At 68.0% G+C, this 11627-nt stretch carries 13 protein-coding genes; 3 read left to right on the forward strand and 10 right to left on the reverse strand.

The window, feature by feature from the left end:
- Positions 1-113: 113 nt before the first annotated feature.
- Positions 114-953, forward strand: coding sequence for an NAD-dependent epimerase/dehydratase family protein (locus tag BLQ75_RS06490; RefSeq protein WP_092599264.1), 840 nt, complete (start codon positions 114-116; stop codon positions 951-953).
- 86 nt (positions 954-1039) lie between these two features.
- On the opposite strand, the gene BLQ75_RS06495 is transcribed toward BLQ75_RS06490, so the two are convergent.
- Together BLQ75_RS06495 and BLQ75_RS06500 are read right to left on the reverse strand one after the other, a co-directional pair.
- Positions 1040-1513 (reverse strand): GNAT family N-acetyltransferase, encoded by a 474-nt coding sequence (locus BLQ75_RS06495; protein WP_092599267.1) that lies wholly within the window; start codon positions 1511-1513, stop codon positions 1040-1042.
- Between the two features lie 139 nt (positions 1514-1652).
- Positions 1653-2885: an MFS transporter gene (locus tag BLQ75_RS06500; protein WP_092599270.1), complete on the reverse strand. Its 1233-nt coding sequence runs from the start codon at positions 2883-2885 to the stop codon at positions 1653-1655.
- A gap of 109 nt (positions 2886-2994) precedes the next feature.
- Between BLQ75_RS06500 and BLQ75_RS06505 the strand changes: the two genes are divergently transcribed.
- Complete coding sequence (locus tag BLQ75_RS06505) at positions 2995-3927, forward strand: PfkB family carbohydrate kinase (RefSeq protein WP_139182929.1); 933 nt, start codon at positions 2995-2997, stop codon at positions 3925-3927.
- 4 nt (positions 3928-3931) lie between these two features.
- Here BLQ75_RS06505 and BLQ75_RS06510 read toward each other — a convergent pair whose 3' ends face one another.
- The 8 genes from BLQ75_RS06510 to BLQ75_RS06545 form a co-directional block, all read right to left on the reverse strand.
- Complete coding sequence (locus BLQ75_RS06510; protein WP_092599276.1) at positions 3932-4537, reverse strand: UbiX family flavin prenyltransferase; 606 nt, start codon at positions 4535-4537, stop codon at positions 3932-3934.
- A gap of 21 nt (positions 4538-4558) precedes the next feature.
- The gene (locus BLQ75_RS06515; protein ID WP_092599279.1) at positions 4559-5767 is read right to left on the reverse strand and encodes a UbiD family decarboxylase; all 1209 of its coding nucleotides are present in this window, start codon (positions 5765-5767) and stop codon (positions 4559-4561) included.
- Positions 5764-6273 (reverse strand): NUDIX domain-containing protein, encoded by a 510-nt coding sequence (locus BLQ75_RS06520; protein ID WP_092599282.1) that lies wholly within the window; start codon positions 6271-6273, stop codon positions 5764-5766. The genes BLQ75_RS06515 and BLQ75_RS06520 overlap by 4 nt, the downstream gene beginning before the upstream one ends.
- Positions 6270-6833 carry a phosphoribosyltransferase gene (locus BLQ75_RS06525; RefSeq protein WP_092599285.1) on the reverse strand — a complete coding sequence of 188 codons (564 nt, stop codon included), beginning with the start codon at positions 6831-6833 and terminating at the stop codon, positions 6270-6272. Before BLQ75_RS06525 ends, BLQ75_RS06520 begins: the two co-directional genes overlap by 4 nt.
- Positions 6834-7055: 222 nt before the next feature.
- Positions 7056-8228, reverse strand: a complete 1173-nt coding sequence (gene guaB, locus BLQ75_RS06530; RefSeq protein WP_092599288.1) for an IMP dehydrogenase — start codon at positions 8226-8228, stop codon at positions 7056-7058.
- Between the two features lie 42 nt (positions 8229-8270).
- Positions 8271-8876, reverse strand: a complete 606-nt coding sequence (gene folE, locus BLQ75_RS06535; RefSeq protein WP_092599291.1) for a GTP cyclohydrolase I — start codon at positions 8874-8876, stop codon at positions 8271-8273.
- A gap of 3 nt (positions 8877-8879) precedes the next feature.
- Positions 8880-9644: a 7-carboxy-7-deazaguanine synthase QueE gene (locus BLQ75_RS06540; RefSeq protein ID WP_092599294.1), complete on the reverse strand. Its 765-nt coding sequence runs from the start codon at positions 9642-9644 to the stop codon at positions 8880-8882.
- A gap of 48 nt (positions 9645-9692) precedes the next feature.
- The gene (locus BLQ75_RS06545; protein WP_092599297.1) at positions 9693-10070 is read right to left on the reverse strand and encodes a 6-pyruvoyl trahydropterin synthase family protein; all 378 of its coding nucleotides are present in this window, start codon (positions 10068-10070) and stop codon (positions 9693-9695) included.
- A gap of 695 nt (positions 10071-10765) precedes the next feature.
- On the opposite strand from BLQ75_RS06545, the gene BLQ75_RS06550 reads away from it, so the two are divergent.
- Entirely contained in the window at positions 10766-11569 is an 804-nt protein-coding gene (locus tag BLQ75_RS06550) for a universal stress protein (RefSeq protein WP_092599300.1), read from the forward strand.
- Positions 11570-11627: the final 58 nt, after the last annotated feature.

Consider the following 11627-nt stretch of genomic DNA (forward strand, 5'->3'; position numbering starts at 1 on the left):
CGCCGGGGACGCGAACCGTCGGAGTCCGCGCTCCCCGGCTCACGCCCCGGGCGCCTGCGGTGCGGAGATGTACGAACCCAGAAACGAGCGACGAGAACGAGAGTGACGAAACGATGAAGGTGCTGCTCGCCGGGTGTGGCGACCTCGGCACGGAGACGGGGCTGCGTTTCGCGGCCGCCGGGAACCGGGTCCTCGGCCTGCGACGCGACCCGAGCCCGCTTCCCGCGCGGATCACCGGTCAGGCCGTGGATCTCACCCGGCAGCGCCCCCGGGTTCCCGACGACACCGACGTCGTGGTCATCGTGCTCACCGCCGACCGGCGGAACGCCGCGGGCTACCGCTCCATCTATGTCGACGGTACGACCAACGTGCTCGACGCGGTCGAAGCGGCCGGGATCGAGCCACGGGTGCTGTTCGTCTCCTCCACGGCGGTCTACGGCGACATCGACGGCGAGGTGGACGAGAACACCCCCACCGAGCCCACCTCGGAGACGGGCGAAGTGCTGTTGGAAGCCGAGCACAGGCTGCGCGAGCGTTCACCGGAGGCGACCGTGCTGCGGCTGGCCGGCATATACGGTCCCGGCCGCACCGCTCTGATCGACCAGGTGCGTGACGGAACCGCACGAGCGGACGCCGTGCCCCATAACACGAACCGCATCCACCGCGACGACGCCGCCTCGGCCATCGTCCACCTCACGACTGCGGTACCGGACCCGGCCCCGCTCTACGTGGGAGTGGACCACGAACCGGTCGACCGGGCTCAACTGCTGCGCTTCCTGGCCGATGAGCTCGGGGCACCACAGCCTGCCGTGGACGATTCCGCCCCGGACAGAGGCCCCGGCAAGTGGTGCCGTGGCGACCGGTTGCGGGGCACGGGCTTTCGATTCACCTACCCCACCTATCGCGAGGGGTACCGTGCCGTGCTCGCCGGGGAGGGCAGCCGTCATCCGTGACGCGGTGCCGGACGACGAGACCGCGGTCGGTCCCCACGGGACACGGCACGGGCTGATCCCACGGATGTCGCTCCGACTGGTCGTGCTCACAGTTCACGCTCGTAGTACAGCATCCGTGTCTCGGGGCGTCCTTCGCGTTCGAGGTTGGTGAAGCCGAACTTCTCGTACACCGCCCGCGCCGCGCTGTCGCTGAACGCCGTGCCCAGTTCCATCGTGGCCGCACCTCGCTGCCGGGCGACGCGCATCGCGGCGTCCAGCACCTCGCTGCCGTGGCCCCGCCCCCGCTGTTCGGGTACCACGTAGAACTCCTCGAGCAGGCACACCGGCCTGGCGGTGAACAGGTGGTCGCGGAACCGAAGCTGTGCCACCCCCACGTGCTCGGGGCCTGCCAGCACGAAAACGCTGAGCTCGGTCGCGACGTGCGTACGAACCCGCTCGACCAGCCTGCCCGCGCCCGGTGTGGGCTCGTCGAACTCCCGCTGGAACCGATCGAGCAGTTCCGCGACCTCCTCCGCCTCGGCAGTACCAGCCACCCGACAACGGGTTCGCGACGTGTCCATTCCTCGAAAGTACCGCCGATCACCCGGCGGCACCGAAGTATCCGCGGCGCTCCACCGATTCCGTCCCGGGACCTCCGTTCCGTGTCGGAACGCGACGAGGCTCCTCGGGCGGTACCACTCGTACTCACATTTCGCGTGCTCAGTGCCCGTACCTCACCGAACCCCGGAGCAGTGCCACACCGACCAGGCACACCACCAGCGTCACCGGACCGATCACCCACCAGCCACCGGCGACGGTGACGACCAGCCCCATCAACGGCGGGCCCGCCAACGAGCCCAGGCTCCCGAGCTGGGCTACCAGCCCGTTGGCGGTTCCGATCCGCCGCGCGCTCGACACCACCATCGGCACGGCCGCGAAGACGGCGGCCACGACCGCCTCGTTGGCCAGGGCGACCAGCACCGCCCCGCCCACCGAGAGGACCACTCCTCCGAAACCGGCGAAGGCCACGAGCGCCCCGACCGGCATGAGCACGCCGACCACGAACACACGCGCGATCCGCGTCCCCCTGCGCAGCAACCCACTGGTGACGAAACCACCGATCACTCCGATCAGGGAGATCAGCCCGGTCAGAGTTCCCGCCTGAGCCGTGGGTACGCCGAAGGACTCCGCGAGATAGGTCGGGAAGAGCGTCACCAGGGAGACGATCACGGCACTCGCGGTGGCGAATCCCGACGCCAACGCCAGCGGCCGCGCGAACTCCAGCGGCGCGCTACGAGCCCGCTCGGCGTCCGCATCATCGCTCCGGCCCTCCCCGATCGTGCCCCGCGGCACCGTCGCGGCCACCAGAACGGCCAGCACCGCCACTGCCCCGGCGGCGATCGCGAGCCAAGCGCGCCACCCCAGGACCGCCGAGACCGTTCCCCCGGCGAAGGAGCCCAGCGCCAGTCCCACCGGGAGGAAGGTCCCCCACACGGCCAACGCCGCCGTGCGGCGGGCACCGTTCCCGAGCGACATCACCAGCACCGGAGCGGTGACCACGACGACCACATAACCGAGGCTTTCCAGCAGCCTCGTGGCGAGCAACGCCGTGAACCCGTCCAACCGGGCGAGCAACGCCCCCGAAGCCGCCATCACGACCAGTCCGCTCAACAACAACGATTTCTTGCCCGCCGAACGGGTCACGAAACCGACCAGGAGCCCCAGCACGGCGGCGGTGGCCGTCACGGACGACGAGATCAGCCCCACCTGGCTGATCGACAGTCCGAGCTCTCCCCGCAGCTCACCCGATACCGGACCGATCTTTCCGATGCTGGCGGCCGCGAGCACGCCCGAGGCGTAGATCGCCGAGAACTTCGGCCAATAGGCCCTGATCCCCACCGAGTCAGCCGCGTCCTTTCGGAGGTCATCACTCACCTCGGAATCTTCACGCATTGCGGAGTCACCTTTCGACACGTGACGGGCGGTTCTCGTGCGTTCGGCCGATCACAACCGGACATTCTCCGGGTATGGTTCCGGCGACGAACTCCGGAAAGGAAAAACGGTGACGATCACAGCGGATGTTCAGAACCGTCGAAATCCCCGTGTCGTCGTTGTCGGTTCCATGGTGGTGGACCGCAAGTTCTTCGAGGCCGGCGAGTACGCCACCGGCGGAGAGGACGGCACCGTGTGGCACGTCGAACAACGCCCCGGAGGGATCGGGCGCAACGTGGCGATCAACCTGGCCCGCCTGGGAGCGCGCGTTTCCTTCGTCGCGGTGTCCGGGGACGACGAGCGGTCCCGGGAACTCGAACTCGGACTGCGCGGGGCCGGGGTGTCGGTCACGGCTCACCGCGTCCCCGACGGTCTCGGAGTCGTCGAGCTCTTCCTGGACGCGGACCGCAACCTCACGGCCACGACGGTGCGGCTTCCCGACCGGGCGGAAAGCCTCGCCCTGCGGTGCGGGGAAGTCGAGCGCCTCGTTTCGGCGGCCGACGGCGTGGTGGTCGAGACCGGACTCGACCCGCGTCTCGTCGAATGGCTGCGGAACGGGTCGCGCCGGGGTGGAGCCGTCCTGTGCGGCCTGCCGAGCAGGCTCGATGATCCGGACGTGCTCGCCGAATCGTTGTCCACGTACGACGTGCTCGTGCTGAATCATCGCGAGGCCGCGCGACTGCTGGGGCGGGCGCACGACGATGTGGCCACGGCCGAACGGCACGCTCGGCTGCTGCGAGCCCACTTCGCCCGCACCGTGGTGGTCACCTGCGGATCGTCAGGAGCGCTGCTGATCGGGCCGGACCACTCCTCGTTACGGCTCCCCGCGGGCGACGGGCCGTGCCGGGACGACACCGGAGCGGGTGACGCGCTGGCGGCGACGTTCCTCGCGCACCTGCTCCGGGGTGGTGAGCCCGGCACCGCGCTGCGCCACGGCATGAGCGCGGCGACACTGACCCTGCGGTGCCGGAAGGCCACCTGCGTACGACTCGCGCTGGTGTAGCCGGTCACGAAGCGGAGAACTCCAGGGAGGGATCGGTGGAGAACTCCGAACGCTCACCGGTCCAGCGCACGGCGTTGGGCGGCCGCAGACCGATCAGGTCCAGGCAACGCGCCACGGTGTGGTCGACCACGTCCTCCAGGGTGTGCGGACGCTGGTAGAAGGCCGGTACCGGAGGCATGACGACACCTCCCGCGCTGGTGACTTCGCTCATCAGCCGCAGGTGCCCCGCGTGCAGCGGAGTCTCGCGGACGGTCAGGACCAGTGGACGCCGCTCCTTGAGCTGCACGTCGGCCGCGCGTATCAGCAGGTTGTCGTCGAAACTGTTCGCGATTCCCGACAGCGTTCTGATACTGCAGGGCATCACCAGCATTCCCCGGGTGGGGAACGAACCACTGGCGATCGAGGCGCCGAGATCGTGTTCACCGTGCACGACCGAGGCCTTTTCCTTGACCTGGGCGGGACTCAGCTCGGTCTCCTGGCTGAGGGTGGCGCGGGCGTGCCGTGTGAGCACCAGATGCGTTTCCACACCGAGCTCGTTCAACGCGTCGAGAGCGCGGACGCCGTAAACGACTCCCGAGGCCCCCGTGATACCGACAATCACTGGATGCATGTGAAACCGCTCTCGCTCGACTCAGAATTCGACCGGCCAGCCATCGGGTTTCCTGTCGAAGACGAACCCGACCCGATCACCGTACTCGACACCCTTGCGGTAGTAGGTGTGTTTCTCGACCGAGAAACCGTAAACCGCCACCATCTGCCAGAAGTCCTCGGACTCCGGGGCGCAGACCACCATCTTCGAACGCACGTCGAAGTCCATGGCCGCGCGGAGCAGCTCTTCGGACGGTTCCGGGCTGACGACCACGGCCAGGAACTCGGCCCGGGCGGCGTGCGGATAAACCACCGACTCCACCGGGAATCCCCGCTCCACCAGATGCGCGTACATGAGGTACTCGTTCTGCAGGGACATGAGGGTCAGCCCCGACTCCGCCCCGGTGACGATGGTCGGGTAGTAGGGGCTCTCCGCCGAGGCCACCTCCGTCACCTCCAGCACGGGACTCTCCCGCGCGGGAACGTAGTAGCCCTTGAACTCCGCGAACGGACCCTCGGTCTCGAGCGTGCCTCCCACTTTTCCGGTCAACACGTACTGCGCGTCGACCGGCACACCGAACCGGTCGTCGAGCACGAGCTGTTCACCGGCCAGCCGGGCGGCGACCTCGAAGTCGCTTCCCCCCGAGGTCAGCCGCGAGGCGCCGGCCAGCAGGTGGACGGGGCTGGCGCCGATGAACACCGTCACGTCCATCGACTCACCGGCCTCGAGGTGGCGGGACCAGTTCCGGTGCGCGTCGGTGCGGGGATCGAAGAAGATCCTGGCCCGGTGCGAGTCGACGATCTGCACGCGGTAGACCCCGAGGTTGACCTCCCCTTCCGGTGATCTCGTGATGCCGACCCCCGCCGTGATGTAGCGACCGGCGTCGCCGGGGCGGTGCTGGGGGACCGGCAGAGCGTCCAGGCCGGACAACGTCTTCCAGTCCCGCTGTCGGGTGAGGACTCCCGGGCCGGGGGCGCGCAGTCGGCGCTCCAGCTGTTCGGCCCAGTGGGCGCCGTCCAGTCCCATCGCCTCGAGCAGGACCGGCTTCGGGCACGGATTGACCAGCACCGCCGCACCCGGATGCCCCACGACCTCGGAGAAGAGCACGGTGGGACGTCTTCCCAGCCGTCTCTCCTCCTCGGCCGTCCACCTGGTCAGCTCCACGATCGGCGACAGCGGGGTGTCGTGCACGCTCACCTCGGTGGCCCGGTAGAAACCGGGCAGCCGTAACGAAGGCGCTTCGGCACTCATCGGGGACTCCCAACCGCACGTCCGACGACAGTGCTCATTCGCAGTTTGTCCTCGTGCAGGCGGTCCGCTATCTCCTGCTCGGGAACCGCCATGACACCGGCGTCGCTGAGTATGCGGTAGTCCGTCGAGTGCAACGGCATCTCCTCCGGAACCGCCTGGCGGAGTCCGTCGACGTTGTGCCCCCGAAAGCCCGCTTCGAGCGTGTGGGTTCCCCGTTCCAGGTAGCAGGTCATGTTGATCTGGAAGGGACTGCCGTCCGGCCAGGACCCGATGATGTCGTAGACGGCGAAGCACAGGGGGTCCCGCATTCGACACCCGGTCTCCTCGCGCACCTCGCGCACGGCGGCGTCCCGCGTCTGCTCACCGACCTCCACGCCACCGCCCGGCAGCAGCCAGTTGCCCGCGAACGGCCCGTTGCGCTGCCGCACGAACGTCACCGTCCCGGCCGGGCCCGGCACCACTGCCAAACAGGCGACGAGTACGCGTTCGTAACGCCTTCCGCTCACTCTCGAACTCCGGATCCCGTCGGCATCGGTACGTCACGCGTGACCGCATCGGCTGGGATTCGTCGGTCCTCCCAGGGGAACACCACCCAGTCGTCCAACTCCACCGCGGCCATGTCCGGCGTGCTCCCTCCTCGCAGCATGCGGACCAGCACAACGGTACACACGAACGTTGGACCGACGGTGTCCAGTTCGGCACGCACCGCGTCCAAAGTATCGCCCGCACCGGCCACGTCGTCGACCACCAGCACGCGCTTATCGCGCATCTCACGCGGATCGGACATCCACCGCACCTCGGGGCGGCCCTTCTCGGAGTAGCGACCGGTCCCGAGGTTGCGCCGCACCGACACGATGCCGAACTCGGGCACCCCGAGGACGTTCGACAGCGAAACGGCGGGCACGAGTCCACCTCGCGAGATCCCCAGCACGCAGTCGAACCCGAAGCCGTTCCGCGTCATTCGCTCGGCGATTCCCCGAACCGCCTGGTCGAAGTCGGGCCAGCTCAACAGGTACAGCACCGACCGCCGCCACAGGTCCGGCGACTCGGTCTCTTCCACTGACATCGATCCATCCCTTCCGGAGGTCGGCCCCGTGCTGGGAACCGGGTGCTGGGAGCAGTTCGAACGCGCCGGGGCCAGCTCGACGCCGGGGCGGCGCGAACCGCCCGCGCCCCACGCCGTGAGAGGCGCGGGTTCCGCTCGGCCTCCCCGCGGCTTCGACCGGTTCCTACTGCGCGGGTGTTCGAAAGGTTCCGGCCGTCGTCCTCTGTGGCCGGTGTGTCCGCCCTAGGACGAGGACGCCTCGGCCAGGAAGTCCGCTCGGTAGTCCGGATGCACCTGACGGGTCCGTTCCACGGCGTGCGGTCGGTTCTCCCCCAGCCCGGCGGGGGTGACCCTGGTGAACTCGGCCTTGTCGTGCAGCTCGGCGATGTCCAGTGCTCCCGAGTAGCTCACACCGGAACGGATGCCTCCGGTGTACTGGGTGAGTACCGTGTCGAGCCCGCCGAGGTAGTCGAAGCTCGCCTCCACCCCCTCGGGAACGTACTCCTCGAGTTCCCGTCGGGTGATGCGCTCACCGCGCTGGCGCTTCAGGGTCAGTGGCACGCCCAGCGTGACGAACCCCGTGGTCACCTTGTACTTCGCGCCGTCCTGCTCCACGAGCAACGCCGCGCTCTCGTCGACCCCCGCCAGCATGGAGCCGAGCATGACGCTGGAGGCCCCGGCCGCGAGCGCCTTGACCATGTCGCCGGAGGAGCGGACACCGCCGTCGGCGACGACCGGTACGTCGAACTCGGCCGCGGCCTCGGCGCAGTCCATGATCGCGGTGATCTGCGGCACGCCGGCGCCGGCCACCTGCCGAGTCGTACAGATACCGCCCGGACCGATCCCCACCTTGACCGCCTGCGCGCCCGCCTCGACGAGGTCACGGGTGCCATCCGCGGTGGCGACGTTACCCGCCATCAGCCCCACGTCCGGGTGGTTCTCCCGCAGTTTCTCCAGCGCTGCCAGGGTCTGCGTCGAGTGGCCGTGGGCTATGTCGATGACGAGCACGTCGACCCCGGCATCGACCAGCTGCCTCGCGCGCTCCAGGAACTCGTCCCTGACACCGACGGCGGCACCGACACGCAGCCTCCCCCACTCGTCCCGACTGGCGCCCGGAAAACTCGTCTCCTCGGCCGGGGTGCTCTTGACCTCGGCGACCTGTCGCGCCTGTTCCTCGACGGGCTGCATCCGGTGCACGAAACCGCATCCACCGGCACGAGCCATGCCGACCGCCATCTCGGCCCCCGTGCACCACGGCGTGTTGGCCGAGACCAGCGGCGTCCCCAGCGTGATGTCAGTGGTCAGCCGGGTCGACAGCTCCACATCGCGGCGGCTGTGCGCGCGTGTCCGCTGAGGAACCAGCAGCACGTCGTCGAAGGACAGTCCGCTCCGAACTCTCGGTTTACGAAAAGACACGAAACCTCCAAACGCGTTCCGTTCCGGTGCTGTGCCGGGAAGTCACGAACTCAGCCGGGTACGCAGTTCCGCGTTCCGCTCGAAATCTCCGCGCAGCACCGACGTGGACATGTCGGCCGAGGTGCGCACCCCGCGCATGGTCATGCACAGGTGCTCACCGCGCGCGCGGACCGCCACGTCGGGTGAACCGGTGAACTCCTGCACGGAATCGGCTATCCCCGCGGTGAGGCGTTCCTGCACCTGCAACCGGTGGGCGTGCTTGTGAGCGATTCGGGCGAACTTGGACAGTCCGAGAATCTTGTTGCGGGCCACATAGGCGATGGAGACATCGCACCAGAACGGCAGGAGGTGGTGTTCGCACAGGGACCAGACCCTGATTCCGCTCACCTCGATCAACTGGTCGCTGCTCACCGAGTGGAAAGAGGTTTCGATCTTTCCCGGATCGTAGTCGATGAACTCGCGCCACCATCGCGCGTAGCGCGCGGGTGTCTCACGCAGCCCGTCCCGATCCGGGTCCTCACCTATCTCCACCAACAACGATCTGGCGATCTGCTCCAGCGGATCGGAATCGACCCCCACTTCCTCACCGCTTTCGAAGTCGTCGTCGAAGGAATCGCTGCCACTCCTGGGCGGCGAAAAGGAAGTCATGTGTCACACTCCTCGGGCGTCGTTCCAGGCAAGGATGTGCAGCCGACCGGTCAGATTCCACCTTCGCCGAACCACCTCGTCCGCGACGGCGGAAAGGTTCCGAACGAGAGTGTCGACATCGCGCCCCTCGGGCATTATCCACACCGGCCGCAGCGAGTTCGCCGCCACGATCCCGTCCACCTCGCTCAGGTCCTCCGGCGAGGTGACGACGAACTTGAAGTCCGATTTCCCCAGCTCGCGGAACGAACGGAGCGCGGCGGCCGATATGCGGCGTCGTTCGCTGTCACCGGAGTGGGAGAGCTTCGGGGAGACGACGAAGCGGTCGACCAGCCGGGCCAACGGAGCGACCGGTTCGTGCGTGCCGTTGGTCTCCACCTCGACGGTCACCGCCTCGCTCGACAGGAGCTCCAGCAGCGGAACGAGCCTGTGCTGCTGGTTCAGCGGCTCCCCTCCGGAGACGATCACGCGGTCCACCCCGGTCGCGCGGATCCTGTCCGCCACCTCCTCCACAGCGAGCAGGTGGAGTTCCTCGGCCGGATCGTGGGGGACCGGAGAAGCGATTCCGGTCCAGTCCCAGGTGTACGGCGTGTCGCACCAGCGGCAGGACAGATTGCACCCGCCCAGCCTCACGAAGGCGCAGATCCTGCCCGCGCTGGGGCCTTCGCCCTGCACAGTGGGGCCGAATATCTCGTTCACCACCAGCCCCGAGCGGTCCGGGTGACCGGCCCCTCCCGAGCCGCTCACGGGATCGCACACGGTCTCGCTCATATACGACGCTCCTCGCGTAATCGGTTCACCCCACCACCGCTGCCGCGATCAGGCGGGGCTCGGGGACGGGTGGTACCTGGCCCAGGTGCTGGGAGTCTCCGAGACGCAGACGGCCGACAGCTCCGGAATCTCTTCCTTCCAGTTCTCGTATATCCACTTCGATATGTTCTCGGCAGTGGGGTTCATACCACCCATGACATCGTTGAGGTGCCGGTGGTCGAAATTATCGTCCAACCACTTTTTAACCACCGACAATTCACCGAAATCACGAACGAAACCGGCGGAGTCCAGATCCTCGGGAGCGGCACTGAGCTCAATCACGACGAGATAGTTGTGGCCGTGCATCCGACCGCACTGATGCCCTTCGGGAAGATTGCCGAGCACATGACTCGCGGAAAAACGAAACTCTTTGCTGATCGTCAGCATCCTTCACCTTCGTTTCCCGTTATCGGTTTACGGGACACACCAACACGGAAAAGCTTTTCACGTCCCGGTGGCTAGGGTTCCGTCCGGCGGCTGACCTCCGGCAGCGGCCAGCTTCGACCTCCTCCGTGTGAACATCATGAGATTAACGTGATCCTCCTCCGGAGGAGGTACCGCCTATCGAGTGGTGTAAGAACACACTCCGTGGCACCGAACCTGTTCAATTGCCTTTTCGAATGAAATCCCGGTAACCCGTTCCCCACGAATCACCGAACGAGTCGCGGACGCAACCGCCGAACGGCCCACTCCACGACGAGCCCGCTCCTCTCCGGCACGCGGAGGCACGCACTGCTTCAGCGCACTCGGATCGGGAGAGCCGGTCGGTTCCGTGGCGGGCGAGCGAATCGTTCGGCCGGGGCAACGGAGAGTGAGCCGACACGGCATCCGGGACGGCGGCGGGGCGAGAGTCGGGTGGGGCGGGCACGATCCGGATACGACCGGAGCGAACACGACCCGTTCCTCGACCCCAGAGGGGACCGCGCGACGAAGCGCTCGGCACCCCGCAACCGAGGCTGAGCGCATCGCGCCGACCGAAGGCTCGCTCCTACCACGCGCCACCGGTGATGCGATCCGCGCTCCTCCGAGGCAGCCTGGAACAGGAGCGTCCACGTTCCTGATCGGCGAACGAGGTGTATGGCATGGCCGCCTCGCACTACCGGATCCTCGTCGGGGCTGACGGCTCGGAGTCCGCTCGACGCGCGGCGGACTGGGCCGTCGCGGAGGCCCGTCGGCGCGGCGAAACTGCGAGTCTGGGGATCGTGCTGGTCAACGACGATCCGGCTCGTGAGGAATACGCGAGGGAGACGACTGCCGAGATCGAACATCGCTGCCGCGAGGCGCTCCCCCACCTGCGGGTGAACAGCGAGGTGGTCGAAGGGCACCCGGTAGAGGGGTTGGCACGGCGGTCCACGAGAGCCGACCTGCTGGTACTGGGTTCGCGCGGCCACGGGCCGGTGGCCGACGCGCTGCTCGGCTCGGTCAGCGTCGGGGTGGCGAGGCGGACGCGTTGCCCACTGGTGGTGGTTCGAGGCGAGCAGGACGAACCCCGCGAGAAGGTCGTGGTGGGAGTGGACGACTCCGCCGCGAGCGATGCGGCGCTGGAGTTCGGGTTCGCTTCCGCGCGAGAACGCACCGCGGAACTGCTGGTGATGCGAGCAGCCCACCGGAAGCGGCGGGAGGCACACGACACGGACGGTCGGGACCTCACCGAACGGCTGAAGCGCTGGGGCGCGTGGTTCCCGGAGGTGACGGCGCGTCGAGTCGACGTGGAAGAGCATCCGGTCACCGGCCTGCTCGAACTCGCCCGCAGTGCGGACCTGGTGGTGGGACGTCGCGGCAGCGGCGGTTTCGGCGGGCTCATGCTGGGCTCGGTGGCACGATCGGTGCTGCACCACGCGTCCTGCCCGGTGGCTGTGGTTCCCGGCGCTGAGGAGCAGGACTGACTCCCGAATCGGGACCGCGCGGCACGGACAGGGGCCGAGCGGCCACATCACCGGAGCA

The organism is Actinopolyspora xinjiangensis (assembly GCF_900104475.1).
In the GTDB taxonomy this organism is placed as follows: Bacteria; Actinomycetota; Actinomycetes; order Mycobacteriales; family Pseudonocardiaceae; genus Actinopolyspora; species Actinopolyspora xinjiangensis.